This is a genomic window from Kordia sp. (assembly GCF_965283645.1).
In the GTDB taxonomy this organism is placed as follows: domain Bacteria; phylum Bacteroidota; class Bacteroidia; order Flavobacteriales; family Flavobacteriaceae; genus Kordia.
Genome location: NZ_CBDIPG010000001.1, coordinates 5099513 through 5125742, shown reverse-complemented (window position 1 = coordinate 5125742; position 26230 = coordinate 5099513). Strand labels below are relative to the sequence as shown.

Below are 26230 nucleotides of genomic sequence, written 5' to 3'. Positions count from 1 at the left end.
TCAAAATTTAACGAATATCATCAAACAATTATTACAAATAACTAGAGTTTACGTGTTTTTTTATACGGTCTAATGATTAATCGAGCTTCTCTATCAAAGCGAATATAATTGTACACCCAATTTATAAAGACAATCATTCTGTTTCGGAATCCGATTAGGAAGAATAAGTGTACAAACATCCACACAAACCAAGCAAAAACTCCTTGAAATTTGAAATTTGGCAAATCAACAACAGCTTTATTTCGTCCAACAGTTGCCATTGATCCTTTGTCATTGTAAACAAAAGGCTTCATTTCTTTGCCTTTTATTTCTCGCAATAGGTTTTTTCCGAGATTTTTCCCTTGTTGAATAGCTGGTTGCGCCATCATTGGATGTCCAAAAGGATATAATTCACTTTTCATACAAGCAATATCGCCCAAAGCATATATATCTTTAAATCCTTTTACTAGATTAAATTCATTGACAACCATTCGATTTCCTCTAACAATGAAATCTTCTCCATCTAAACCTGCAATTGTTGCGCCTTTTACTCCAGCAGACCAAATTAATGTTGCCGTTTTGAAATTTATATCGCTGTTGGTTGTTGCCCAATCGCCATCATAATTGGTTACGCGTAAGTCTTTCCATACTTCCACACCTAATTCTTGCAAGTAGTCTTCAGCTTTTTCAGAAGCTTTTTCACTCATGGCTGGCAATATTCGATCTGAACCTTGTACTAGATTGATTTTCATCTGACGAATGTCTAAATCTGGATAATCTTTCGGCAAAATTCCTTTTTTTATTTCTGCCAACGCGCCAGCTAATTCTACACCAGTTGGTCCGGCTCCTACAATGACAAAATTCATCAATGCATTGCGTTCTTCTAAATCAGAAATTAATAAGGCCTGTTCAAAGTTTTCAAGAATTAAACTACGAAGATTTAACGATTGTGGAATCGTTTTCATCACCATACTATATTTTTCAATGGAAGCATTTCCAAAAAAATTTGTTTTAGATCCTGTGGCAATGATTAATTTATCATAATTGATATCGCCAATATCGGTACAAACGCACTTTTTTTCTGGATCAACGGAAGCTACATTTGCCAATCGAAAGTAAAAGTTAGGATAGTTTTTTACAATTTTACGAATTGGATATGCAATTGAATCTGGCTCTAATCCACCCGTAGAAACTTGATATAGAAGCGGTTGAAAAGTGTGATAATTATGCCGATCCAATAATACAACTTGTACTTCTTGTTTTCCTAATTCTTTTGCGAGTGAAATGCCTGCAAATCCACAACCGATAATTACTACTCGTGGAAAACTCGTTCTTGGTATGTTCATAAAAATGTTCCTTTTTAACAGTACAAAAATACAGCTTTAAAAAACTTTTCTAAAAAATATGTAACATATTTGTATAACTGAACACATATAAACAAATAACCATCAAGAATTGAGCAAAGAACTTGAACATAGTTTTGTAACCGAACTTGAACGCAACCAAAATATCGTTCATAAAGTGTGTAGAATTTATACTTCTAATAAAGATCAACATAACGATCTTTTTCAGGAGATTACTATACAATTATGGAAAGCATATCCGAAGTTTAGGGGCGATTCAAAATTTAGCACTTGGATGTATAGAGTAGCATTAAACACTGCTATTACGTTATATAGAAAGTCCAAAAGGTCTGTAAAGACGCAAGATTATGAAAGTGTTATTTTTAAAATAACATCCGAAGATTACGACGATACTGAAGAAGAACAGTTGAAAATAATGTATAAAGCTATCAAGCAATTGTCAGATATTGAAAAAGCCTTGATTTTTTTATACTTAGAAGATAAAAATTATAAAGAAATAGCCGAAACAATTGGTATTACAGAAGTAAATGCACGCGTGAAGATGAATAGAATTAAGACCAAATTGAAAAAGATTTTAAATCCATAACCCATGGAAGAATTAGACCTATTAAAAAAAGATTGGAAAAAGCAAGAGGAGAATCAGCCTAAGCTATCCTACAACGATATTGACAAAATGACCCATAAGAAATCATCATCTTTGGTGAAATGGATTTTTTATGTCAGTTTATTTGAACTCGGATTTGGAGTGGCAATTGTAGTACTTGCCCTTTTTATTCAACCCGATTTAATGAGCGACTCCACAATGCCCGTTTGGCTAAATTGGTTCTGTTACGCTTCATCATTAGTTGTGTTTTACTTCATTTATAAGTTTTTTATTAATTATAAGAAGATTTCTACAACAAACTCTATTAAAGATTTAATGCAGAATATTATTTCCACACGAAAAACTGTAAAACACTATATTGCGTACAGTTTAAGTGTGATTGCTTTTACTATTTGTGTTGCGTTCCCTATTGGTTTTATAGAAGGAACTGGCGGAATGGAAAAGTTTTCAGCCGAAGCTAATATTACTAAATACTTATTATTAGCAGTTGTTACAATTTTATTAGCATGTATTATTGTCGCATTATTTTACGGAATATATTATTTATTATACGGTCTTTTAACTAAAAAGTTGAAACGTAATTACAAAGAATTAAAGCAATTAAAATCATAATACCAGTTACCATTTAAAATTAAACGATCATGAAAAAAGTAGCCTTTTTAATACTGTTTCTCATCTTTAGTGTATCAGTTAGTGCACATCAACCAACTGTTACATTCAATAAGGAAGTGACTTCAAAAGCGTTTGTACTAGAAAGTTCACAAATGTCTACTGCTATCTATTCTGGTGGAAATGGCGGCATCATTCAATTGATTTATAATGTATTTTATAAGTTAGGAAACTTAGTTTCTTCTACGTTAAATGATGACGAAACGCCAAGTGAAGAAACAACAAGTACTGAAAATTAAGATTCAGTTATATCCATAAAAAAAGGACGCATTGTATTGATGAGTCCTTTTTGTCTATGTTTCTATTTTTTTAATATTCCCACTTACGCTTTTTATTCAATTCTTCCATTGCTTCCAATTCTTTTTGCGGAATTACTTTTAGAAATGAAGGATGTTGCTCAATGGCATATTCTAATTTTTCAATAATATCATTTACACTTTCGTTTTCATAATCAAATTCTAACGGTTCCTTGATTTCCATAGATTGTAGAATTCCTTTCTTTTTGATGCGAAGTCCTTTACGATCAAATGATCTTCTAAATCCATCAATTACAATAGGTACTACAATTGGTTTGTATCGTTTGATAATGTGTGCTGTTCCTTTTCGAATAGGTTTCCAAGGTCGTGTTGTTCCTTGCGGAAATGTAATTACCCAACCATCATCTAGTGCAATTCCTATGTTAGAAATATCACTCATTTTTACTTGGCGGTTTACATCTTCTCCATTTGCTCTCCACGTTCGTTCTATACTTATTGAACCTGCATACGCTAATATTTTTGGCAACAAACCAGATTTCATAGTTTCTTTTGCGGCTACATAATACAAATTCAATTTCGGATTCCATAAATATCCTACATTTTTGATAGAATCTCCTCTTCCACTCAAACTTGCATTAAATACGTGAAACATTGCTACTACATCTGCAAAATATGTTTGATGATTGGAAACAAATAATACATTTTTATCTGGTAAATTTTTAAGTATTTCTGAGCCTTCAATCTGTAATTCATTAAAACCACGATAGCGTCGATGCGTCAACGTTCCCGCAATTCTAATCAACCATTTTTTTAGAAAAAGTATATGTCCGAAAGGATTTCTTTTGAATAATCCCATGTATTTTTAATTTTTAGGCGAATTGCAAAGTTACAAAAACTAATTTGAACTAGCTTCTAGAATGATATCTTTAACTTCGCTTAACATCATGGCTGTTGCTCCCCAAACGACATAATTATTAAGGTAAAATGCTGGCACTTTGATAGATGTTGCATACGAAGTTGTCAATTCCTTTTCAATAGTAGATGCTTCTGATAATAAATCGTGGAGTGAAACTTCTAAAATTGCTTCCACTTCAGATTCTTGCGGAATAAACATAGGTGTATAATGTAAAACACCAATATAAGGTTGCACTGTAAAGTTACTTGGCGGAATGTACGTTGCTGTAATTTTACGAATAACTTCAATTGTATTTTGTTGCACACCAACTTCTTCTTCGGTTTCGCGCAAAGCCGTCACTTCTAAGGTTCCATCTTCAAGTTCTGCTTTTCCACCTGGAAATCCAACTTGATTGGAATGTACGCCTTTATAGACTTTTCGCAAAATTAATACAATCGTAGTTTCGTTTGCTTTATTTGGATAAAATAACGCCATTACTGCAGATTTTCGAGCTGTTTTCATGCATTCTTCCATGTTCTCTAAAGCTTCTTGTCGCATAGAAGGTGCCATTTTTAACTGAGAAGAAATGCCTGGAAGCGGTATTTTTGTTATTTTTGGAAGGATTTTTTTAAAATTATCAAAATTCATCTATGAAAAAAATTTGCTTTTTATTGATTGTTGCCTGCGCATTTTTAAGTTGTGAAGATACTAAAACTTCTACACCTACTTCTGAGGAAGTGCAAAAAACTGAAACGCCAAAAACAACAAAAAAAGAAAAGAAAAAGGAAAAAAAACACGTCTTTATTACTACCGAAAATGTGTTGGATTATATGATTGATTATGGAAAAAAGAATCCTGAAACGCGTGTCCGTATTGTAACAGACTTTGGGAATATTGACATTCAATTGTATAAAGAAACTCCATATCATAGAGCTAATTTTATCATGTTAGCCAAGCGAGACTATTTTGCAGGAACTCAGTTTCATAGAGTTGTAAAAGATTTTGTAATTCAGGGTGGAAATTCTGATGGTTGGAATATTGCCAAAAAACGTCAGAAGATTGGTAAATACTTGCTTCCGCCAGATACGAAAAAAGGTTTCAAACATGATCGTGGCGTTATTTCTATGCCAAGTGGCGAGCTAGATCATGTGTATAAAATGGCGTCTCCTTTTGAATTTTTTATCGTTCAGAAAAAAGGTGGAACACATCATTTAAACAAAGAATATACAGCATTCGGAAAAGTGATTGCAGGTATGGATGTTGTTGATGAAATTGCCAACCAAGAAACTGATAAAGGCGAATGGCCAAAGAAAAACATTATAATTAAACGCGTAGAAGTATTGGATTAATATAGGTTTTTACTTGAAACACGCTTGGTAATTGTAAACAAGTGGACACGATAATATAGTGTTGTAGAAATCTAAATTGCATCTAAAATAGAAGTAAAAAAGCCATTTTACAAGTTGTAAAATGGCTTTCATAATTTGATGAAATTTTTTAATTAATTCCAACCGCCGCCTAATGCTTTGTAAACCTTCACATTGGCTAACAGCTGCTCTCTTTTGGTTTCTATGATTTCAATTTTAGAATCTAACGCTTCTCTTTGCGTCAACAATACTTCTGTATATTCTGCTCTTGCAGATTTAAAAAGCTTAATAGAAAGATCAATAGCTTGTTTCATCGCATTTACTTGTTCTTCTTTTAATGCATAACTTTCTTTTAAATTGTTGATGTTAGACAGCTCATTTGCAACTTCCATATATCCATTTAATATCGCTTTTTCATATTCGAAGACAGCTTGTAATTGTCTGCTGTTAGCATTTTTATATGTTGCTTTGATGGCATTTCTGTTTATCAATGGACCAATGGCGTCACCAACTAACGAGTATAGTAGCGATTGTGGTGTGCTTGTTAAAAATTTTGCATTGAACGCTTGCAATCCAATACCAGCTTTAATACCGAAAGAAGGATAGAAATTAGCTTTTGCTATTTTAACATTTAATTTGGAAGCTGCCAATTCATACTCAGCTTGTCTAATATCTGGACGATTCGCCAAAAGTTGAGCTGGAATACCTGCATGAATAGTATCAATAGTTCTGTTTATAAAATTATCTGAATCTCTGTCAATAGCTTGTGGATAGCGACCCAAGAGAAAATTAATTTTGTTTTCAGTTTCAACAATATTTTGTTTAATTTTAAATTTATTACTCTGATTTTTAAACACTTCAGCTTCAAAACGTATCACAGCCAATTGTGTAGCTCTCGCCGCTTGCTTTTGCAGTTTCACCATTTGCAATGCGTTTTTCTGAATTTCTAAATTCTGTTCAATAATGAGTAATTGATTGTCTAACGCCAATAGTTCATAATAGGAACTCGCAATTTCTGAAACGATATTCGTCACCATGAAATTTTTACCTTCAATAGTACTTAGATATTCTAAAACTGCCGCTTTTTTACCATTACGTAGTTTTTTCCAAACATCTAATTCCCATGATGCTGAAAAACCAACTGAAAAATCAGTTAATGGTTCTGGAAATTCTTCACCTTCACGAATGTTTAACTGTTGTTCTACAGCTCCATTTCTAGTATACTCGCCTACTTTTTCTACTTCAGCACCAGCATATACATTCACAAATGGCAGGTATTCCCCTTTTCTAACTTTGATTTCATTATTAGCCATTGCTATTTGCTGTAGCATAATGTTAAGCTCTTGATTGTTAGCTAAAGCTGTATTAATTAGCATTACTAATTTTTGGTCAGAAAAGAACTCTTTCCATTGAACTGTTGCGGTATTTAGCGTATCTGCTGTTTCATTTAGGTATTGCTCAGGAACTGCTTTATTTTCCTCTCTCACTGCCTCTTGAGTTGGGACACAAGCGTAGAAAAACAGAAAGGCGAACACACCCAATAGATATGATTTTTTAATCTTTATTATATTATTCATCTTTTTTCCTTTTTAGAAGTTTTTTGAAAAGTTTTGATAGTTTGCTTATATCTTCGGCATTCGTTTTACTTTGTTTTTCACGTTCACTAACTCGTATCATTTCTTCTGAAATTGGCTCATTAGCTTCATCTTTGATAAGATTTTTACCATCTGACATTTTAGCGAAAATGTAATACAGTCCTGGTATAATTAAAACACCAAAAAGAGTTCCAATAAGCATACCTCCTAGAGAAGATCCACCAATGGTTCTATTACCAATAGCTCCAGCTCCAGAAGCTATAACCAAAGGAATTAATCCTGCTATGAAAGCAAATGAAGTCATTAAAATTGGTCTAAATCTAGCTCTTGAACCTTCTATTGCAGCTTCTAATATGGTAGCTCCTTGCCTACGTTTTTGCACAGCAAATTCTATGATTAATACTGCATTTTTACCAAGCAAACCAACAAGCATAATCACACCAATTTGCGCATACACATCATTGGCTAATCCCATTGATTTTAGTAGAATAAATGATCCAAATACACCTACAGGCAAGGATAAAATTACTGCAAACGGTAACAGAAAGCTTTCGTACTGTGCCGCAAGTACAAAGTAGACAAACACTAATACTATGATAAAAATGTATATTGATTCATTACCTCTTTGGGCTTCATCGTACGTTAAACCTTCCCAAGCAATATCATATCCTTTGGGCAATTCTTTAGCCGCTACTTCTTTGATAGCATCAATGGCATCTCCACTTGTAAATCCTGGCGCTGGCAATCCTCTTATGGATGCAGAATTGTATAGGTTGTAACGTGTAATTTCGTTTGGCCCTAGTTTTTTTTCAATGCTCATAAAAGCTGAGTAAGGTACCATTTCACCTTCTTCATTTTTTACAAAAAGCTTTTCAAGATCGGTTGGTAATCGTCGGTATTCTGGTGCGGCTTGTGTGTACACTTTAAAGAATCTACCAAAACGAATAAAACCTTGCTCGTACGTACTACCAATTAAAATGTTTAGGTTTTCCATGGCTTTTCCAATAGTAACCCCTTTTTGCATGGCAATTTTGTTGTTGATTTTTAGTTGATATTGTGGATAATTCGCCGAAAAGAATGTAAATAAACCTGTAAGTTCTTCACGTTTAGATAAGGCTTCCATGAATTCATTGTTGATTTTCTCAAAATGATGATAATCTGTTGAGTTGGTTTTATCTAATAAGCGCATTGCAAATCCTCCTGAAGATCCAAAACCTGGTACCGCAGGTGGTTCAAAATATTCAATGATAGCTCCTAAATCTTTGGTTTCCTCTTCTAGTTCTTCCATTATTTCGTGTACAGAATGTTCACGTTCAGACCATGGTTTAAGGTTAATTAAACAAGTTCCCGCATTAGAACCTCTACCTTCCGTCATAATTTCATACCCAGCTAACGATGATACAGATGCTACACCTTCGGTTTCTTCACAAATTTTCTGAAGTTTTTTAGCAACTTCATTGGTACGCTCTAATGTTGCTCCTGGTGGTGTTTGTATAATAGCATAGATCATTCCTTGATCTTCATTTGGGATGAAACCTGCTGGCAATTCTTGACTTGTAAAGAATATACCTGCACAGAAAGCGATTAAAATTCCGAAAGTCACCAATCTTCGTGCTACAATTTTATTTAAAATTTTAACGTAGATGCCTGTCAATTTTTCAAATCCTCTGTTGAACCAGTCAATAAATTTATCTAATGGTGATGTTCTTTTCTTTCCATGATTATTCTTTAGTAACATTGCACAAAGCACTGGTGTTAATGTTAAGGCTACAATGGCAGAAATAACAATAGAACCAGCCATAGTGATTGAGAATTGTCTATAGAAAACACCAACAGGCCCTGTCATAAACGAAATAGGAATAAATACCGAAACCATTACCAAGGTGATGGCAACAATAGCTCCACCAATTTCACCTAAAACTTCATAGGAAGCTTTATAAGGTGTTAAGTTTTCTTCTTCCATTTTTACGTGAACGGCTTCCACCACTACAATAGCATTATCGACGACAATACCAATTGCTAAGACCAATGCGAAAAGTGTGATAAGGTTAATGGATAATCCAAAAAGTTGCATCACAAAGAAAGCACCAATCAAAGATACCGGAACGGCTATAATAGGAATAAGTGTAGAACGCCAATCTCCTAAAAACAAGAATACTACAATAGCTACTAAAATAAAAGCATCTCTAAGTGTATGCAATACTTGTTCTATAGAAGCATCTAGGAAATTAGAAACATCATAACTGATTTGAAAATCTACGCCTGGTGGCAAATCTACTTCTAACTCAGCTAGTTTTTCTTTTACCAAATCAATAACATCACTACCATTACTTCCAAACGTTTGTTTTAGAACAATAGACGCTGAAGGTTTTCCGTCTAAGTTAGAATAGATGTCAAAAAACTCACTTCCTAGTTTTACATCTGCAACATCAGAAAGCTTGATAATTTGTCCTTCTTTATTCGCTTTAATAATAATTTCTTCATATTGTTCGGGTTCGTTGTATCTGTTTTGATATGTTAGTACATATTCTAACGATTGAGCCGTTTGTCCAGAGCTTCTTCCCAAACGACCTGGTCTGGCAAGAATACTTTGGTCTTCCATAGCTTCTAAAACTTCTTCGGCAGAAATATTATAGGCACGCATTCGGTCTGGCTTTAACCATACACGCATTGCATACTTTCTACTTCCTAAAATTTTAGCACTTGCAATCCCATTAATACGTTGTATTTCTGGTATTATTTTAGTGTATGCATAGTTGTAGAGAAACTTTTCGTCATTGTTTTTATCTTCACTAGACAGGTTAACGTACATTAACATACTTGGCTGTACAGGCGTAATAATAACACCTTCACGTTGTACTAGTTCGGGAAGTAAGGGCATTACTTGATCGACTCTGGTTTTTACCCTGACCACAGCTTCGTTAGGATCTGTACCTGGTTCAAAAATAACACGCAATGTACCTTCACCAGCACTTGTGGCATCAGAGGCAATGTATCGCATATCTTGAACACCGTTTATGGCAGTTTCTAGTGGTATTAGGGTTGAATTTACTAACACATCCGCACTAGATCCTGGGTATGCTATAAAAATATTTACAGTTGTTGGGGCAATTTGCGGAAATTGAGATATGGGCAATTGCTTTATAGCAAGTCCACCTATAAATACGATGATGACCGAAATGACAATAGCCAAGACAGGTCTTTTTATAAATTGTTTAAACATGATATTTGTGTGTAGATTAAATAAGGATTACTCTGCGTAAAGTGCTAGATTGGCTAATACCGAAGTAGCATCAACCATTTCAGTATGAATTTTATCTTTGTCTTTCACCATTCGAATACCTTCAAGAAGTATGGTATCGCTTTCCGACAATCCTTTGTCTACAATAAATAAATGTGGTAATTCTGCACCAATTGTTATTTCTTTTTGATGAACAACATGTTCTTTATCAACCACAAAAACATAGGTTTTATCTAAAACCTCAAAAGTGGCTTTTTGCGGAATTATAATCACATCTTTATAAGGAACTGTCATTAAAATACTTCCTGTTTCGCCATGTCTTAAAATACCGTCTGGATTTGGAAACGTAGCTCTAAAAGCTATATTACCCGTTTCGCTATTAAATTCTCCTTCAATAATTTCAACAATACCTTTTTGATTGAAATGCTTGTTATTTGCCATTAAAAGTCCAACTTCTTTGTTGCCTTTTTGGGATTCACTCATGATATAATCTAAATACTCAGCTTCAGGAACATTAAAATAAACCCACATTTTACTGTTGTCAGAGAGTGTTGTTAATAATTCTCCTTCATCTAAAAGACTTCCTTCTCTAACTTCCAAATGGTTCATAATACCATCAAAAGGTGCTTTTATACTTGTAAAACCTAAATGTGTTTGCGCTAATGAAACTTCTGCATTTGCTTTGTCTAAATTAGCCTTTGCCATAGCTAGTTCGTTGGGAGAAACCACGTTTCCGTCCGCTAATAGTTTGGTGTTTCTTAGTTCTATTTCAGCAGCTTTAGATTCTGCTTTTGCTTTTTGAAGCTCAGCTTGGTAGATGTTGGGCATGATCTGAAACATCTGTTGTCCTTTTTTTACGTGTTGTCCTTCATCGACAGAAATATTTTTTAAATAGCCTCTTTCTAAAGCTCTTAATTCTATGTGTCGTATGGAATGAATTTGACTCACATAATCCTTTGTAATTGAAGTATCTTTCTTAATTGGATTCGTTATAAGAAAGGTAGTTACTTCATGTTTTTCTTCTTTCTTTGTTTCACAGCTTGCGAAAAATAAAAACACAAATATGCTTGCAAAAACGATTGTTTTCTTAATGGTATTCACTTGTTGAAATATTTTATAAAATAATAAAAGTTTTAAATACAATCCGTACGGATTGAATGCTTTAGAGTTTTGATTCAAATTCTAAAACAGTACCTAAAAACAGTTCTACAAAGTATATAGAGCTGTTTTTGTTCATATTAAATTATAAATACTTGAAATTGTAAGTGAAGCCTAAGTCTTGGCTCATTAATATCGCTTTGTGGACGATATCTCTTTTTTTGAAGCTCCTTAGAAGAACTTTTAAACAATTCCGCATTGACAAAGGTCGTATGAATGTAGTCTTTGTGATACCAACTGTTTTTGGTAGAAGGTTCTTCGTCTTCTACTTCATTGTTATCAATAAAATCGAAAAATAACTTTCTTCCTTCTTCCTTGTGATACGGACTGAAAGTAGTAATTGCAGCAACTTCATTAGTAGAGTTTTCTACTAAATAGTCTATTCCACTAAAATTACTTGTAGTAGCATAGTTTGTAGTAGTACTATGAACATCATTTACTTGTAAACTGGTAAATGTGTTAAGTACTAAAACAACAATTAAAGCTAAATATTTATTGAAAATCATTTTCATTTCAGCAAACAAAATTATAACAATAAATTTATTTACCAAAGAAGATTGTCTAAAAAACAGTATAATCAAAAAGTTGAGATTTTAGATTAAAACACATTTTTCACTACGCTTATTAATAAAACGCAACGCTCACACAATATTTTTCAGATTTCAACACTTTTTTATTAGATTCGCAGCCGAATACATTGAATTAATATTTAAACTCATGAAGAAAAACTATTTAATTTTACTACTCTTTTTAGTGTCAACTACAGGACTTTTTGCGCAGATAAATTTTGAAAAGGGATATTTTATTTCTAATAATGGTCAAAAAACGGACTGTTATATCAAAAATGTTGATTGGATCAACAATCCTGTTAGTTTTGACTATAAAATAACACTTGATGGAGAAGTTAAAATTGCCCGATTAGCTACTGTAAAGTCTTTTACAATTCCGAATATTTGCAAGTATGAAAAACATACTATCAATGTAGATATGTCTACAAAAGACTATGCAAAACTAAACAATGATAAAAATCCTGAATGGCAAGAAAAAACATCATTCTTAAATATTTTAGTCGAAGGTGATGCTACTTTATATCATTACAAAAATGCTGAGACTAGTCAGTTTTTCTTCAAAAAAGGTACGAATAATTTAGAAACACTAGTATATAAATATTATTTAGTCGGTGAAGATCAACTTGCTAAAAATACACAATATCGTCAGCAACTCTATACTTCATTAACTTGCGAAGCAATATCAAGAAAAAGAGTTTCCAATTTAAGTTACAATCGTAATGATTTGACACGCTTTTTTGTTGATTATAACAGTTGTGTAAATGACGACTTTGTTGCTTATAAACAAGAAAGTAAAGGTGCGTTTCACTTACGTGCGGAAGTTGGTATTGTAAATCAGAAAACGTCTTTAGATTCAAGAATTTTTCAGGGACTTACAGCTAGTAGCAATGAAATTGGTCCAAAATGGGGTTCGAGATTTGGCTTTGATTTAGAGTTTGCTCTACCATTTAATAAAAATAAATGGGCCGCATTTTTTGCACCTTATTATCAATCTTTTGAAGGAGAAGGCGAAGTAAGTTCAGAAAGCTCTCCTCTCTTTAGTCCAAGGACTTATGAAATAAAATATGCAGCTATTCAAATGCCCATTGGAATACGTCATTACATGTATGTAAATGATACTTCAAGACTTTTTCTAAATGCAGGAGTTGTAATGGATATCCCTTTAACAACAGAGATTAGTGGAGAATTAGGATTAGTAGAGGAAAATTTTAAGACTTCCGTAGGTGGTGTTTTTGGTATAGGATATAACTATAAAGATTACTATGTTGAAGCGCGAATCATAACATCTAGAGAACTTTTAGAAAAAACTTCTGGAAGTTCTTTAAGCTTAAGTCATTTTTCCTTTTCATTAGGATATCAATTTTTATAAGAAAGAGAATCAGAACAACCTTATACAAGAGTCAAGCAATTGCTGTTTGGCTCTTTTTTTATACTATTCTTGATATATTTTTGGTAATTGTAAACAAGTGGACACGATAACATTGATAAGAGGACACCTTTTGAATTTAGAACAAACTTTTCTTTGATGGCTAGCCATCAAAGAAAAACTATTACTATTTTTAACAATGAATGTTTAACCTAAAAAAACGATCAACCATAGTTAGGAAAGTACATATCAATAAAATCGGAAAATAACTTTCTTCTTTATGATACGGACTGAAAGTAGTAATTGCAGCAACTTCATTAGTAGAGTTTTCTACTAAATAGTCTATTCCACTAAAATTACTTGTAGTAGCATAGTTTGTAGTAGTACTATGAACATCATTTACTTGTAAATGTGTTAAGTACTAAAACAACAATTAAAGCTAAATATTTATTGAAAATCTTTTTCATTTCAGTAAGAAAAATTATAACAATAAATTTATTTACCAAAGAAGATTGTCTAAAAAACAGTATAATCAAAAAGTTGAGATTTTAGATTAAACACATTTTTCACTACGCTTATTAATAAAACGCAACGCTCACACAATATTTTTCAGATTTCAACACTTTTTTATTAGATTCGCAGCCGAATACATTGAATTAATATTTAAACTCATGAAGAAAAACTATTTAATTTTACTACTCTTTTTAGTGTCAACTACAGGACTTTTTGCGCAGATAAATTTTGAAAAGGGATATTTTATTTCTAATAATGGTCAAAAAACGGACTGTTATATCAAAAATGTTGATTGGATCAACAATCCTGTTAGTTTTGACTATAAAATAACACTTGATGGAGAAGTTAAAATTGCCCGATTAGCTACTGTAAAATCTTTTACAATTCCGAATATTTGCAAGTATGAAAAACATACTATCAATGTAGATATGTCTACAAAAGACTATGCAAAACTAAACAATGATAAAAATCCTGAATGGCAAGAAAAAACATCATTCTTAAATATTTTAGTCGAAGGTGATGCTACTTTATATCATTACAAAAATGCTGAGACTAGTCAGTTTTTCTTCAAAAAAGGTACGAATAATTTAGAAACACTAGTATATAAATATTATTTAGTCGGTGAAGATCAACTTGCTAAAAATACACAATATCGTCAGCAACTCTATACTTCATTAACTTGCGAAGCAATATCAAGAAAAAGAGTTTCCAATTTAAGTTACAATCGTAATGATTTGACACGCTTTTTTGTTGATTATAACAGTTGTGTAAATGACGACTTTGTTGCTTATAAACAAGAAAGTAAAGGTGCGTTTCACTTACGTGCGGAAGTTGGTATTGTAAATCAGAAAACGTCTTTAGATTCAAGAATTTTTCAGGGACTTACAGCTAGTAGCAATGAAATTGGTCCAAAATGGGGTTCGAGATTTGGCTTTGATTTAGAGTTTGCTCTACCATTTAATAAAAATAAATGGGCCGCATTTTTTGCACCTTATTATCAATCTTTTGAAGGAGAAGGCGAAGTAAGTTCAGAAAGCTCTCCTCTCTTTATACCAAGGACTTATGAAATAAAATATGCAGCTATTCAAATGCCCATTGGAATACGTCATTACATGTATGTAAATGATATTTCAAGACTTTTTCTAAATGCAGGAGTTGTAATGGATATCCCTTTAACAACAGAGATTAGTGGAGAATTAGGATTAGTAGAGGAAAATTTTAAGACTTCCGTAGGTGGTGTTTTTGGTATAGGATATAACTATAAAGATTACTATGTTGAAGCGCGAATTATAACATCTAGAGAACTTTTAGAAAAAACTTCTGGAAGTTCTTTAAGCTTAAGTCATTTTTCCTTTTCATTAGGATATCAATTTTTATAAGAAAGAGAATCAGAACAACCTTATACAAGAGTCAAGCAATTGCTGTTTGGCTCTTTTTTTATACTATTCTTGATATATTTTTGGTAATTGTAAACAAGTGGACACGATAACATTGATAAGAGGACACCTTTGGAATTTAGAACAAACTTTTCTTTGATGGCTAGCCATCAAAGAAAAACTATTACTATTTTTAACAATGAATGTTTAACCTAAAAAAACGATCAACCATAGTTAGGAAAGTACATATCAATAAAATCGGAAAATAACTTTCTTCTTTATGATACGGACTGAAAGTAGTAATTGCAGCAACTTCATTAGTAGAGTTTTCTACTAAATAGTCTATTCCACTAAAATTACTTGTAGTAGCATAGTTTGTAGTAGTACTATGAACATCATTTACTTGTAAATGTGTTAAGTACTAAAACAACAATTAAAGCTAAATATTTATTGAAAATCTTTTTCATTTCAGTAAGAAAAATTATAACAATAAATTTATTTACCAAAGAAGATTGTCTAAAAAACAGTATAATCAAAAAGTTGAGATTTTAGATTAAACACATTTTTCACTACGCTTATTAATAAAACGCAACGCTCACACAATATTTTTCAGATTTCAACACTTTTTTATTAGATTCGCAGCCGAATACATTGAATTAATATTTAAACTCATGAAGAAAAACTATTTAATTTTACTACTCTTTTTTGTGTCAACTACAGGACTTTTTGCGCAGATAAATTTTGAAAAGGGATATTTTATTTCTAACAATGGTCAAAAAACGGACTGCTATATCAAAAATGTTGATTGGATCAATAATCCTGTTAGTTTTGACTATAAAATAACGCTTGATGATGCTGTAAAAACTGCAAAACTTGTTTCAGTTAAAGAATTTGTGATTCCAAGTGTCTTTAAATATGAAAAGCATACTGTTCAAATTGATATGTCTGAAAGCGATTATGCAAAGTTAACCTATGATAGGAAACCTATATGGGAAGAAAAGACTGTTTTTCTTAACGTTTTAGTTGAAGGAAAAGCTTCTTTGTATAGGTATAAGAATAGTGGAATAAGTAGATTTTTCTATAAAAATGAAAATACAAATATTAAACAATTAGTAAAGAAAGACTATCTAAGTGAAAATGGTGGTTTAGCTGTAAATAATGAATACCGTCAACAATTATATACAGAACTAGCTTGTGAATCAATTTCAAGAAAAAGGGTTTCAAGGTTAGGATATAAAAAGAGTGATTTAACGAAATTTTTTATAGCATACAATACATGTAAGAATAACGATTTTACTAAATATGAACAAATTAGTAAAGGAAAAATTCATTTGCGAGCCGAAATCGGAGGCATGAATCAAAAAATTACTTTAGAAAACGAGGAAACTATTAGTGGTCTAGCAAGTAATACTAGTGAAACTGGGCAGAATTGGAGCCCTAGAATTGGAATCGATTTTGAATATGTTTTGCCGTTTAATAAAAATAAATGGGCAGTATTTATAGCTCCATATTATCAGTCATATAAAGGCGAAGGTGAATTTAAGGCAGCTCCTTTGAGACTTGTACCCGATTTAACTTATAAAGTAGAATATGCTGCGATACAACTTCCTTTCGGAATCCGTCATTATATTTTTTTAAATAATGATTCACGTATTTTTTTAAATGCTGGAGTCATTATAGATTTACCTTTAAAGCAAAATTTTGATGCAAATGCTGCTTCTTTAAATGAAGATTTTAGAACTTCCGCCGGTGGTATTTTTGGAATAGGATTCAATTATAATAAATATTATGCTGAAGCAAGAATTACTACTTCAAGAGAACTTATAGAAAAAAGCGCAATTTTTTCACTTGACTTAAGTCAATTTTCTTTTGTTCTAGGATACCAATTTTTATAATAGACAGACAAAAAGGATAAAGAGTCAAGCACAATACGTCGTTTGACTCTTTTTTTATTCGTGATATATTTTTGGTAATTGTATTCTGAATTTCACCACAATTAATCGTATGGAAATTACCATCAATGCTGTAAATATGTAAATTAAATCTTCTTTCAAGTTGAAATAACGCAACACAAAAAATGTAATTCCACCCAAAATACAAGCGGTTGCATAAATTTCTTTTCTGAAAATTACTGGAATTTCATTACACAAAATATCACGAATTACACCACCAAAACTGGCACTTATTGTTCCCAAAGCAATACAAATAATTGGATGCAAGTTTGACGAAATTCCTATTTCCACACCGATGATGGTAAAAACACCTAAACCAATGGTGTCAAACAGAAATAGTGATGTTCGGAGTTTGTTTAATTTTTTTCGAAACAAAATTGAAATTACAACAGCACCAGCAATTGTGTACACATAGTTTAAATCGTTCATCCAACCAACAGGTGTTTTCCCTATAAGTATATCGCGCAATGTTCCGCCACCAACTGCTGTTACAAAAGCAATGATGAAAATTCCGAATACATCCATTCGTTTTTGCATGGCTATCAAAACTCCCGAAATGGCAAAAGCAAATGTTCCTATAATGTCAAGTGTGTAAAACAGCATTACATATTTTGGGTATAAAAGTTATAATCTCTAATAATGATAGTTAAGAATGAAATTGTATCTTTTTCGGAAGTAATACCAATTACTTCTTCTACTTTTTTTCTTAGTTTTAAGAGTGTATCATTGTCTTTGGCGTCTCGTGCAGTTGTAAATGTTTCCTTTATGATGCGCATATCATTATCAGAAAGATTGATTACCGTTGGATATTGCGGTTTATAATCGTCTCCTATTTCTTCTAAAATTGTATGAGAAATACGTACTTTATTTTTTAATGAAATAACTGATGTTCCAGAAGTCATTCCGCCTAAGCGTTGTCCTTTTTCACTAACAATTATTGAAATTAAAGCAATAAAACCACTTAACATGTTTAAATCGACAATTCTAAAAAACCAACGAATAATATAATCAACAAAAGAAGCTTGATATCCATCAATTTTTACCACTCTTATTTTCATTGCTTTTTTCCCTAACGTTTGCCCTTCAAACAGTGATTCTAGGACTAAACTATAAAATATAAACGGAAAAAGTAACAATACATATATAGATACAAGTGACCACCAATCTAAATTTTGTAATGTACGGCTACTATCTACTATTTCTGAAAAAATCCAAAATACAATTCCTGCATATGCAAACTTTATCAACAAATCAATAAGATGTGCTACAATACGCTCTCCAACCGACGCTAAAGTGAAGTTGATGTTGACATTTTGAGTAGTATTAATTTGTATCTCTGACATTTTATGTTTTATTTTAGCGTATCTATGAGAGAAGTTGCATTTATCAAGCAAAATAAAGAAAAATGGTTGAACTTTGAAAAAACCATTTATAATAATCAATTTAAAAATCCTGATACACTTTCATCACTTTACATTCAGTTGATGAATGATTTAGCGTATGCGCAAACGTATTACCCTAAGAGTAAAACTATTAGCTATTTAAATCAGCTTGCTTCTGCCGCTTTTCAACGTATTTATAGAACCAAAAGAGAGAAATCGAATCGTTTTATTTCTTTTTGGAAAACTGAAGTTCCACTCATTGTCTATCAATTTAGACGATATGTATTGTATGCTTTTTTAATATTTGGTGCTTTTGTTGCTATTGGTGCAATTTCTGCCGCGTACGACGATTCTTTTGTCCGATTAATTTTGGGTGATGGTTATGTAAACGAAACGCTTGATAATATTGAAAAAGGCGATCCTGTTGCCATTTATAAAAACGGCGGAAACTTTGGAATGTTTATCGGAATTACGCTCAACAACCTTTATGTCGGAATTAAATCGTTCATTTTTGGTATTTTTGGTGGTTTGGGTACAGGTTATATATTATTGCACAATGGTATCATGCTAGGTTCTTTTCAATATATGTTTTATGAACAAGGCGTATTGTGGGAAAGCGTTCGTGGTATTTGGATTCATGGCGCTATGGAAATTTTTGCCATTGTTATAGAAGGTGCCGCAGGTTTATTGCTTGGTGCAAGTATTCTGTTTCCAAAAACATTTTCGCGGATGGCTTCCTTTAAAATGGGGCTTAAAAACGGAATTAAAATTTTAATTAGCACATTTCCTTTTACCTTTGCCGCTGGCTTTTTAGAAGGATTTGTTACTCGATATTCAAACATAATGCCCAATTGGCTTTCTGTCGGAATTATATTAATTACACTCGGTATCATCTCTTTTTATTATTTGATATACCCTTTTATTGTTCACAAAAAATTAAAACTGCATGTTTCAACTGTATAAATCGAGAGATTTTGGAGCGTATTTTCAAGATACGTTCACTTTTTTAAAACAAAATGGAAAACATTTCTTTAAAAACTTTTTTATTGTAAATGGTATATTTCTATTGATTTTAATCACAATGTCTTACTACTTATTCAAAGTATATCAAGAATTGGTTATTAATGACTTAATCATTAACAGAAATTCTAATGCATTGAGTAATTTCTTTGATCAAAACTTAGGATCAATTATTTTATATGGTTCGTTAGGCTTTTTTATCTTACTTATTGTAAGTGTTCTAAATTATGCCTATGTTCCAATATATTTTAAATTATATGAACGACATAAAGGTCAAAATTTTGACTCAAAAGAACTATTTAATGAGTTAAAAGCTAATATTGAAAAACTGATCATTTTTATCTTATCCTCTATTCCTATTGGTCTTTTAACAATTATTGCTGTCGCAATTGCATCTGCCATTTTAATGGTTACCATTATAGGAATTCCGTTTCTATTAATTGTAGCCGCAGTATTTTCAATGTTTTTTCATGCAACATTAATGGAATATATAAACACAGACAAAGGTGTTTTTGAATGTTATACATACGGTCTGAATATGTGTTTTCAGAAATTTTTCCCAGCAATGGGCGCTATTGCAGTGTTCTTTATTATAGTATATGTATTTAAACTGGTTATTGGAATTGTTCAATTTATCATCACAACTATTTTAGGAATTACATCCTTAACTGATCCAAATACAGTACAAGTAGTTACTGAGAGTTGGTCTTTCCAATTTGTGGTGCTTTTTCTATTTCAACTATTTTCGTATTTGTTAAACTTACTAACATCTGCCATTGTTCAGATGAATCAAGGAATTATTTACTATAGTTTAAAAGAGGAAAAAGAAAATATTCACGCAAAAGATACTATTGATCAAATAGGTTCAGGAGATTAAATTACATGCCAAAACAACTAACATATATCTTCGTAAGTTTTTTCTTTTTGGGAACTATGTTTGCAACAGCTTCTACAGCAATGCAAACACTTCCACTACAAGAAGATGCTACAGATGTGCAACCACGTACATTTGAAGATGATTTTAAAGATGCATATGATAGCAATGATTATGTATATGAAATAGAAAAATCGGAAGGTTGGTTTACACGTTTTGTAGATTGGTTAGAACGTAAAATAAACGATCTATTCAATCTCGGTTCAAGAAAAAAAGCGGCTAAATACTTAAATGTTGTCAAACTCGTATTTTACGGACTCATTATTATTGCAGTTGTTTATTTTATTGTTAGAGCCATTATGAATGGTGAAGGACGATGGGTTTTTGGAAAAAGATCTGACAAAAAATTAGTTCAATATGAAGATGTAGAAACGAATATTCATATTGTTGATTTTGACGCTTTAATTAGGGAAGCAACTTTAAATAACGATTATCGTTTGGCTGTCCGTTATCAATACCTAAACATGCTCAAGAAAATGAGCAACTATGAAATTATTTCATACGATCCAGAAAAAACCAATCTTGAATATACGTATGAAATCAAAAATGATAGCTTGCGCGAGCAATTTCAATATGCTTCTTATTTGTACAATTACATCTGGTATGGCGAGTTTATAATTGATAAATCACAGTACGACAAAGCTTCGAATTCCTTTAATGTATTACTTAAAAACATTGCCGCATGAGTAAAACATTGAAAATATACATCGGCTTATTAGTCGTCATTATCATTGTGGCAATGTCTATTGAATCGTCAAAACCTGTTACGATTGATTGGTCAGAAACCTATAATGAACGACATACAAAACCGTATGGTTTAAAGGTTTTACACAAAGAATTTTCTAATTTATTTGACGATATATCTATTCATACGATACGAAACACACCGTACGAATATTTTAATGATAACTACGATTGGGAAAATTATGAGTACAAAATTGAAGGTACATACGTAAGTATTCATCCTTACTTTTATACTGACGAATCCTCTTTGAATGAATTGTTAGATTTTGCTTCCGAAGGAAATACAATTTTCATGTCTACCTATGAAATTCCTCGCTACATTCAAGATTCACTTGGGTTTAAAACGAAGTATGATTACAATCTGTCAACCAAAGCTGAACTTGGTTTTTCTAATGGCAATTTAACCAACAACTCCGTCACTTTTGAAAAAGGAATCAAAAATTTTCACTTTACAGAAATTGATACCTTAACTACGATTCCGCTTGGTTATCAAAAATTTAGTAAAGATTCTATCTATACAAACTTTATCAAAATTCCTATTGGAGACGGCGCCTTTTTATTACACACACAACCTGTTGTATTTACAAACTTTCATCTATTAAAAGATGAACATTTTAACTATGCGGAAGGTGTTTTAGGCTACATTCCAAACAAAGATATCTATTTCGATTCGCCAAATAAAGTTGGAATGGATGAAAGCAATTCACCATTACGATTCATCTTATCGCAACCGCCATTACGTTGGGCTTGGTTTATATCGTTAGTAACATTACTTGTATTTATACTGTTTAATGTAAAACGAAAACAACGTATTGTAAAAATTATAAATCCATTAGAAAATACAACGCTCGATTTCACAAAAACCATTGGAAATCTGTTTTATGAAACGAAAGATCATGAAAATGTAGTTGGCAAAAAAGTAACGTATTTCTTAGAACATTTGCGAAACGATTATTTAATGGATACACAAGTACTTGATGAAAAATTCGTAAAACGATTGGCTTTAAAATCAGGGAAGGATAAAGACGAAATTCATGATTTAATATCATTAATTATAAAACTAAAAAAGAAAGTACATTTCCAAGAACAAGACGTATTAAACATCACAAAAGCTGTAGAACGTTTTAACAAAAAGGAATAACTTTAGCTATTAATTTATACTAAAATCAATATATGGACTTACAAGGAGAAAATAACGAGCAGAGAACTCCGTTGTCATTCACAAATAGAATTGATCTATCGGAATTGCAAGAAGGAATCCAAAAAATAAAACAAGAACTCTCTAAAGTAATTGTTGGTCAAAAAGGAATGATTGACATGTTAATTACGGCATTACTAGCCGAAGGACACGTATTGATTGAAGGTGTTCCTGGTGTTGCAAAAACAATTACGGCAAAGTTACTTGCGAAAACATTAACCGTTCATTTTGGACGAATTCAATTTACGCCCGATTTAATGCCGAGTGATATTTTAGGAACGTCTATTTTTGACATGAAAAAATCTGAGTTCGAGTTTAAAAAAGGTCCTGTTTTTACAAATATGTTATTAATTGACGAAATCAATCGTGCGCCTGCAAAAACACAAGCGGCTTTATTTGAAGTCATGGAAGAAGGCCAAATTACGATGGATGGAGTAAAATATCCTTTAGCTCCTCCTTTTATGGTATTGGCAACACAAAACCCAATTGAGCAAGAAGGAACGTATCGATTACCTGAAGCGCAGTTAGACCGTTTTTTATTCAAAATAAATGTTGACTATCCTACTTTGGAAGAGGAAGTAGAAATCATTGCACGTGAGCATGCTTTAAAAGATGGAAAAAAGTTAGATAAAATCAATGCGTTTTTATCTAAAGCACAAATTAAAAAATATCAAGACTTAGTAAATGACATTATTGTAGAACCGCATTTACTAAAGTATATCGCCGAAATTATCATCAATACGCGTAACAATCAATTCTTATACATTGGTGCGTCTCCACGTGCTTCCATTGCCATATTAAAAGCTTCCAAGGCTTATGCGGCAATGAACGGACGCGATTTTGTAACGCCAGAAGACATTAAACAAGTGGCGATTCCGGTATTACAACACAGAATAATTGTAACGCCCGAACGTGAAATGGAAGGTGTAACTTCTAAACAAATCATAGCGCAAATCATTCAAACTATTGAAATTCCACGATAATTAAATAAATAAACGCCTAGTGAAACAGCAAATCATACGTTTTTTCAAATCATTATATCTCCAAGATCGTTTCTTTTACGCTTGCTTGGCGGTTATTGTATGCTTTGTGGTTAGCTTTATTTTTCCAAACTTTTTCTTTGTTTCAAAACTATTATTCCTGATTTTACTAACGTTTGCATTTCTTGATATCATTATTTTATATGCTACCAGAACTGGGATTTTAGGAAAACGAGAAACGCCTGAAAAGTTTTCCAATGGTGATGATAATTCAGTCCATATTCAATTAGAAAATTATTACACGTTTCCGGTTGAAGCGAATATTATTGATGAAATTCCTGAACAATTTCAAGTACGTGATTTTTCTATTGTTAAAAAAATTCCTGCGTCAAGCGCGATTGAACTCAAATATAAATTACGCCCAACAGAACGTGGCGAATATACTTTTGGAAAGCTGAATGTATATATTAAATCAATTTTAGGATTGGTTTCCAGACGTTTTCATTTTGACAATAAAGTCATGGTGCCAACGTATCCTGCATTTTTACAATTAAAAAAGTACGACTTGCTAGCGATTAGCAACAATTTGACGATGTACGGAATTAAAAAGATTCGTCGTATTGGTCATACAATGGAATTTGAACAAATTAAAGATTATGTCTTAGGTGACGATTTACGTACGATCAATTGGAAAGCAACTGCAAAACGTAATCAATTGATGGTGAATCAGTTTCAGGATGAAAAATCGCAACCTGTCTATTCTGTTATTGATAAAGGTCGTGTGATGAAAATGCCTTTTGATGGCTTAAGTTTGTTAGATTATGCCATTAATGCAACGTTGGTATTAAGCAATGTAATCTTAAAAAAGCAAGACAAAGCAGGAATGTTTACGTTCTCTAAAAAGGTTGAAAACATCGTTGTTGCCGAAAAGCGAAGTGCGCAAATGAGCATGATTTTAGAATCGTTATACAATGTTGATACTGATTTCTTTGAATCGGATTATGGACGTTTGTATGCAGACATTAAACGAAATATAAAACACCGTAGTTTAATCTTATTATATACCAATTTCGAAACCGTAGACGCTTTACACAGACAACTTCCCTATTTAAAAGGAATTTCTAAAAGTCATTTATTAGTTGTGGTTTTCTTTAAAAACACCGAGTTAGACGAACTGATTCATGGTGAAACTGCCACTATTCAAGAAGCGTATGATAAAGTCATTGCGGAAAAATTCTCCTTTGAAAAACGTTTAATTGTCAACGAATTAAAAAAATACGGAATTCATTCCATCTTAACGTCTCCCGAAAATCTTACAATTGACGCGATTAATAAGTATTTGGAGATGAAGGCGAGAGGATTGGTTTAATTTGTAAGTATGAATTGGAGACTAGCGTTAGTTTGGGTAGTATTTTGATATTTCTATTTATATTCAATTTTTACTATCATTTCTTCTTTACCTTTCAATTTAGTGCTTACACCTAATCCATCTAAGATAGAATTTACTTTTAGTTTCATTCCTGCTTTTTTACTAACTTTAATTCTCATCCTTTTAAGCCCGTTTTTCTTACCTGCTTCAATCAGTTTTATTGCTGCATCGACTTGATTAGTATCAGGGACACTTGATCTAAAAAAATTTATCATTCCTCTTATTAAAAAAAGTCCCGGATTGAGAGCAAAAAATACATTTAACCATGTTAATGCTTTATCATATTCTCCTTTTTCAGTCAAATTAAAGCTTTTTTTATTACTCATACTTATTGGTTTTTTAACAAAAAAAATACTTTCATTCTTTGATCAATACTATACATTATAAAAATAATACAAAGAGTAAAGATTTTAATGTGGTTTCCCGTAATTAGAGCTAAAACTGCAATTACTTTTTGGATAATTAAGTGACTTTTTAAATAGTATAAGACGCAAAAACAATCAAAAGCACTTGATCAGAAGATTCTTTTATCTTGATGAATGAAGTATGTTATCAAGACATATTGAATGTATAACTGAATTTACAAATGATAAATAGCTTCCAAAAATCGTTTAGAAGCTACTTTTTCTTCTTTATTCGACTTCAATTCTTTCAATATTCCAGCTACTTTAATTTTTTTCTTAGGCAGTTTCGTTGCTCCTTTTGCATGCGCAATCAGAAAATTTTCATTAGATGCTTCATCTCTTAGTTCATATACATCATACATATTAATTAATGGAATCATTGTAAATGTGGTGACATTTCCAGTAACAATAGGAATCATAATGAATCCAGTGAACTCACTTTTAGATTCAATCAATGTTGGAATTCCTGTAATGATCGTGTTTGAAGCAATTATTCCTTTAGTGTAGGCTTCGGATGGTAATAACTCGATTGGTTTGTACTTTAGGTATGACGCTTGAAGACTTTCATCTAATTTTGAAATCACTGCATTTCTTTTTTCATCATCCAGTTTGGAAATTGATAACTCAAAAAATAAAATCATTCGTTGTCTACTGTTAAAGATTCCGCCTACTTTTCCCAATTCAGCTTTCGAAATGATTCCGTCATCTGCTTTTGTCAGAATGTTATAAAATCGTCCTCCATTGTCTAGAGTTGAAAGTGCATCATTAAAGTTTCTGAATGGTTCTATTTTTTTCATAAGTCGTTTCTTTTGATCTATTTTCGGGTTCTCTTTTATTAGTACAATGAACCATGACTTTGTTACGTGTTTCTATAAAATTACTCTAATACTATAAAAAAAGCGAGTTTTCACACTCGCTTTTCTAATATTCATACAACTACTTATAATAAACGTACATGGTAAGTTGAAGTTTGTAGTGTATGAAAATTTAACCTAAAATAATTCTATGGTGTAAAGTTGAACGCTAATTTTTATCTTGTTAAAATTGAGCCACAATGTGAACCAAACTAATAAAACCCAATTTCCGTAAACAGATATACTTTACATATATAAAGACGCTTTGTTGTTTGAAAAGGTTCCCTATTTCTTCTTCTTTTTTAAAATTAGTAGCGTTTGTAAACATAATTATTTGACGTTTTATGCGCATTTTTTACAATTCATCATGAAAAAATTAC

General features: G+C 31.9%; 24 protein-coding genes. 13 read left to right on the top strand and 11 right to left on the bottom strand.

The window, feature by feature from the left end:
* Nucleotides 1-41: 41 nt before the first annotated feature.
* A complete protein-coding gene (locus ACQ654_RS22565) occupies nucleotides 42-1325 on the bottom strand; it encodes an NAD(P)/FAD-dependent oxidoreductase (RefSeq protein WP_430412605.1) in 1284 nt (427 codons plus the stop codon).
* A 109-nt stretch (nucleotides 1326-1434) separates the two neighbouring features.
* On the opposite strand from ACQ654_RS22565, the gene ACQ654_RS22560 reads away from it, so the two are divergent.
* From ACQ654_RS22560 to ACQ654_RS22550, 3 genes are read left to right on the top strand one after another with little or no spacing between them, the layout of a single operon-like run.
* Nucleotides 1435-1929: an RNA polymerase sigma factor gene (locus ACQ654_RS22560; protein WP_430412604.1), complete on the top strand. Its 495-nt coding sequence runs from the start codon at nucleotides 1435-1437 to the stop codon at nucleotides 1927-1929.
* Between the two features lie 3 nt (nucleotides 1930-1932).
* Nucleotides 1933-2559, top strand: coding sequence for a hypothetical protein (locus tag ACQ654_RS22555; protein WP_430412603.1), 627 nt, complete (start codon nucleotides 1933-1935; stop codon nucleotides 2557-2559).
* Between the two features lie 29 nt (nucleotides 2560-2588).
* Nucleotides 2589-2855: a hypothetical protein gene (locus tag ACQ654_RS22550; protein WP_430412602.1), complete on the top strand. Its 267-nt coding sequence runs from the start codon at nucleotides 2589-2591 to the stop codon at nucleotides 2853-2855.
* A gap of 70 nt (nucleotides 2856-2925) precedes the next feature.
* Here ACQ654_RS22550 and ACQ654_RS22545 read toward each other — a convergent pair whose 3' ends face one another.
* Together ACQ654_RS22545 and ACQ654_RS22540 are read right to left on the bottom strand one after the other, a co-directional pair.
* The gene (locus ACQ654_RS22545; RefSeq protein WP_430412601.1) at nucleotides 2926-3729 is read right to left on the bottom strand and encodes a lysophospholipid acyltransferase family protein; all 804 of its coding nucleotides are present in this window, start codon (nucleotides 3727-3729) and stop codon (nucleotides 2926-2928) included.
* Nucleotides 3730-3768: 39 nt separating this feature from the next.
* On the bottom strand, nucleotides 3769-4416 hold the full coding sequence (locus ACQ654_RS22540; RefSeq protein ID WP_430412600.1) for an NUDIX hydrolase: 648 nt from the start codon (nucleotides 4414-4416) through the stop codon (nucleotides 3769-3771).
* A gap of 2 nt (nucleotides 4417-4418) precedes the next feature.
* Here ACQ654_RS22540 and ACQ654_RS22535 point away from each other — a divergent pair, with 2 nt between their 5' ends.
* Nucleotides 4419-5117 (top strand): peptidylprolyl isomerase, encoded by a 699-nt coding sequence (locus ACQ654_RS22535; RefSeq protein ID WP_430412599.1) that lies wholly within the window; start codon nucleotides 4419-4421, stop codon nucleotides 5115-5117.
* 152 nt (nucleotides 5118-5269) lie between these two features.
* Here ACQ654_RS22535 and ACQ654_RS22530 read toward each other — a convergent pair whose 3' ends face one another.
* From ACQ654_RS22530 to ACQ654_RS22515, 4 genes are all read right to left on the bottom strand, one after another.
* Complete coding sequence (locus tag ACQ654_RS22530) at nucleotides 5270-6712, bottom strand: TolC family protein (protein ID WP_430412598.1); 1443 nt, start codon at nucleotides 6710-6712, stop codon at nucleotides 5270-5272.
* On the bottom strand, nucleotides 6705-9953 hold the full coding sequence (locus tag ACQ654_RS22525; RefSeq protein WP_430412597.1) for an efflux RND transporter permease subunit: 3249 nt from the start codon (nucleotides 9951-9953) through the stop codon (nucleotides 6705-6707). Before ACQ654_RS22525 ends, ACQ654_RS22530 begins: the two co-directional genes overlap by 8 nt.
* Nucleotides 9954-9980: 27 nt before the next feature.
* Nucleotides 9981-11063 (bottom strand): efflux RND transporter periplasmic adaptor subunit, encoded by a 1083-nt coding sequence (locus ACQ654_RS22520; protein WP_430413047.1) that lies wholly within the window; start codon nucleotides 11061-11063, stop codon nucleotides 9981-9983.
* Between the two features lie 146 nt (nucleotides 11064-11209).
* Nucleotides 11210-11635 carry a hypothetical protein gene (locus tag ACQ654_RS22515; RefSeq protein WP_430412596.1) on the bottom strand — a complete coding sequence of 142 codons (426 nt, stop codon included), beginning with the start codon at nucleotides 11633-11635 and terminating at the stop codon, nucleotides 11210-11212.
* A gap of 211 nt (nucleotides 11636-11846) precedes the next feature.
* On the opposite strand from ACQ654_RS22515, the gene ACQ654_RS22510 reads away from it, so the two are divergent.
* The 3 genes from ACQ654_RS22510 (at nucleotide 11847) to ACQ654_RS22500 (ending at nucleotide 16848) form a co-directional block, all read left to right on the top strand.
* Nucleotides 11847-13067: a hypothetical protein gene (locus tag ACQ654_RS22510; protein WP_430412595.1), complete on the top strand. Its 1221-nt coding sequence runs from the start codon at nucleotides 11847-11849 to the stop codon at nucleotides 13065-13067.
* 668 nt (nucleotides 13068-13735) lie between these two features.
* Nucleotides 13736-14956 carry a hypothetical protein gene (locus ACQ654_RS22505; RefSeq protein WP_430412594.1) on the top strand — a complete coding sequence of 407 codons (1221 nt, stop codon included), beginning with the start codon at nucleotides 13736-13738 and terminating at the stop codon, nucleotides 14954-14956.
* A 668-nt stretch (nucleotides 14957-15624) separates the two neighbouring features.
* The gene (locus ACQ654_RS22500; RefSeq protein ID WP_430412593.1) at nucleotides 15625-16848 is read left to right on the top strand and encodes a hypothetical protein; all 1224 of its coding nucleotides are present in this window, start codon (nucleotides 15625-15627) and stop codon (nucleotides 16846-16848) included.
* Between the two features lie 54 nt (nucleotides 16849-16902).
* On the opposite strand, the gene ACQ654_RS22495 is transcribed toward ACQ654_RS22500, so the two are convergent.
* A complete protein-coding gene (locus ACQ654_RS22495; RefSeq protein ID WP_430413046.1) occupies nucleotides 16903-17505 on the bottom strand; it encodes a trimeric intracellular cation channel family protein in 603 nt (200 codons plus the stop codon).
* A gap of 2 nt (nucleotides 17506-17507) precedes the next feature.
* Nucleotides 17508-18248, bottom strand: a complete 741-nt coding sequence (locus ACQ654_RS22490; RefSeq protein ID WP_430412592.1) for an RDD family protein — start codon at nucleotides 18246-18248, stop codon at nucleotides 17508-17510.
* 24 nt (nucleotides 18249-18272) lie between these two features.
* On the opposite strand from ACQ654_RS22490, the gene ACQ654_RS22485 reads away from it, so the two are divergent.
* Genes ACQ654_RS22485 through ACQ654_RS22460 form a run of 6 tightly spaced genes read left to right on the top strand, consistent with a single transcriptional unit; the run spans nucleotide 18273 to nucleotide 24532 of the window.
* Nucleotides 18273-19250: a stage II sporulation protein M gene (locus ACQ654_RS22485; protein ID WP_430412591.1), complete on the top strand. Its 978-nt coding sequence runs from the start codon at nucleotides 18273-18275 to the stop codon at nucleotides 19248-19250.
* Nucleotides 19234-20184 (top strand): hypothetical protein, encoded by a 951-nt coding sequence (locus ACQ654_RS22480; protein WP_430412590.1) that lies wholly within the window; start codon nucleotides 19234-19236, stop codon nucleotides 20182-20184. Before ACQ654_RS22485 ends, ACQ654_RS22480 begins: the two co-directional genes overlap by 17 nt.
* A 5-nt stretch (nucleotides 20185-20189) precedes the next feature.
* Nucleotides 20190-20927, top strand: a complete 738-nt coding sequence (locus ACQ654_RS22475) for a DUF4129 domain-containing protein (protein WP_430412589.1) — start codon at nucleotides 20190-20192, stop codon at nucleotides 20925-20927.
* Nucleotides 20924-22126 carry a DUF4350 domain-containing protein gene (locus tag ACQ654_RS22470; RefSeq protein WP_430412588.1) on the top strand — a complete coding sequence of 401 codons (1203 nt, stop codon included), beginning with the start codon at nucleotides 20924-20926 and terminating at the stop codon, nucleotides 22124-22126. The genes ACQ654_RS22475 and ACQ654_RS22470 overlap by 4 nt, the downstream gene beginning before the upstream one ends.
* 32 nt (nucleotides 22127-22158) lie before the next feature.
* Nucleotides 22159-23166, top strand: a complete 1008-nt coding sequence (locus tag ACQ654_RS22465; protein WP_430412587.1) for an AAA family ATPase — start codon at nucleotides 22159-22161, stop codon at nucleotides 23164-23166.
* Nucleotides 23167-23200: 34 nt separating this feature from the next.
* Nucleotides 23201-24532 carry a DUF58 domain-containing protein gene (locus ACQ654_RS22460; RefSeq protein ID WP_430413045.1) on the top strand — a complete coding sequence of 444 codons (1332 nt, stop codon included), beginning with the start codon at nucleotides 23201-23203 and terminating at the stop codon, nucleotides 24530-24532.
* A gap of 53 nt (nucleotides 24533-24585) precedes the next feature.
* Here ACQ654_RS22460 and ACQ654_RS22455 read toward each other — a convergent pair whose 3' ends face one another.
* Together ACQ654_RS22455 and ACQ654_RS22450 are read right to left on the bottom strand one after the other, a co-directional pair.
* Nucleotides 24586-24918: a hypothetical protein gene (locus ACQ654_RS22455; RefSeq protein WP_430412586.1), complete on the bottom strand. Its 333-nt coding sequence runs from the start codon at nucleotides 24916-24918 to the stop codon at nucleotides 24586-24588.
* A 254-nt stretch (nucleotides 24919-25172) separates the two neighbouring features.
* Nucleotides 25173-25793: a hypothetical protein gene (locus ACQ654_RS22450; protein ID WP_430412585.1), complete on the bottom strand. Its 621-nt coding sequence runs from the start codon at nucleotides 25791-25793 to the stop codon at nucleotides 25173-25175.
* Between the last annotated feature and the right edge of the window lie 437 nt (nucleotides 25794-26230).

What these genes read in the sequence shown, in the direction of transcription:
- ACQ654_RS22565 (WP_430412605.1), bottom strand. Translation starts at nt 1,325, where the DNA reads ATGAACATACCAAGAACGAGTTTTCCACGAGTAGTAATTATCGGTTGT.
- ACQ654_RS22555 (WP_430412603.1), top strand. Translation starts at nt 1,933, where the DNA reads ATGGAAGAATTAGACCTATTAAAAAAAGATTGGAAAAAGCAAGAGGAG.
- ACQ654_RS22550 (WP_430412602.1), top strand. Translation starts at nt 2,589, where the DNA reads ATGAAAAAAGTAGCCTTTTTAATACTGTTTCTCATCTTTAGTGTATCA.
- ACQ654_RS22545 (WP_430412601.1), bottom strand. Translation starts at nt 3,729, where the DNA reads ATGGGATTATTCAAAAGAAATCCTTTCGGACATATACTTTTTCTAAAA.
- ACQ654_RS22540 (WP_430412600.1), bottom strand. Translation starts at nt 4,416, where the DNA reads ATGAATTTTGATAATTTTAAAAAAATCCTTCCAAAAATAACAAAAATA.
- ACQ654_RS22535 (WP_430412599.1), top strand. Translation starts at nt 4,419, where the DNA reads ATGAAAAAAATTTGCTTTTTATTGATTGTTGCCTGCGCATTTTTAAGT.
- ACQ654_RS22530 (WP_430412598.1), bottom strand. Translation starts at nt 6,712, where the DNA reads ATGAATAATATAATAAAGATTAAAAAATCATATCTATTGGGTGTGTTC.
- ACQ654_RS22525 (WP_430412597.1), bottom strand. Translation starts at nt 9,953, where the DNA reads ATGTTTAAACAATTTATAAAAAGACCTGTCTTGGCTATTGTCATTTCG.
- ACQ654_RS22515 (WP_430412596.1), bottom strand. Translation starts at nt 11,635, where the DNA reads ATGATTTTCAATAAATATTTAGCTTTAATTGTTGTTTTAGTACTTAAC.
- ACQ654_RS22510 (WP_430412595.1), top strand. Translation starts at nt 11,847, where the DNA reads ATGAAGAAAAACTATTTAATTTTACTACTCTTTTTAGTGTCAACTACA.
- ACQ654_RS22505 (WP_430412594.1), top strand. Translation starts at nt 13,736, where the DNA reads ATGAAGAAAAACTATTTAATTTTACTACTCTTTTTAGTGTCAACTACA.
- ACQ654_RS22500 (WP_430412593.1), top strand. Translation starts at nt 15,625, where the DNA reads ATGAAGAAAAACTATTTAATTTTACTACTCTTTTTTGTGTCAACTACA.
- ACQ654_RS22490 (WP_430412592.1), bottom strand. Translation starts at nt 18,248, where the DNA reads ATGTCAGAGATACAAATTAATACTACTCAAAATGTCAACATCAACTTC.
- ACQ654_RS22485 (WP_430412591.1), top strand. Translation starts at nt 18,273, where the DNA reads ATGAGAGAAGTTGCATTTATCAAGCAAAATAAAGAAAAATGGTTGAAC.
- ACQ654_RS22480 (WP_430412590.1), top strand. Translation starts at nt 19,234, where the DNA reads ATGTTTCAACTGTATAAATCGAGAGATTTTGGAGCGTATTTTCAAGAT.
- ACQ654_RS22475 (WP_430412589.1), top strand. Translation starts at nt 20,190, where the DNA reads ATGCCAAAACAACTAACATATATCTTCGTAAGTTTTTTCTTTTTGGGA.
- ACQ654_RS22470 (WP_430412588.1), top strand. Translation starts at nt 20,924, where the DNA reads ATGAGTAAAACATTGAAAATATACATCGGCTTATTAGTCGTCATTATC.
- ACQ654_RS22465 (WP_430412587.1), top strand. Translation starts at nt 22,159, where the DNA reads ATGGACTTACAAGGAGAAAATAACGAGCAGAGAACTCCGTTGTCATTC.
- ACQ654_RS22455 (WP_430412586.1), bottom strand. Translation starts at nt 24,918, where the DNA reads ATGAGTAATAAAAAAAGCTTTAATTTGACTGAAAAAGGAGAATATGAT.
- ACQ654_RS22450 (WP_430412585.1), bottom strand. Translation starts at nt 25,793, where the DNA reads ATGAAAAAAATAGAACCATTCAGAAACTTTAATGATGCACTTTCAACT.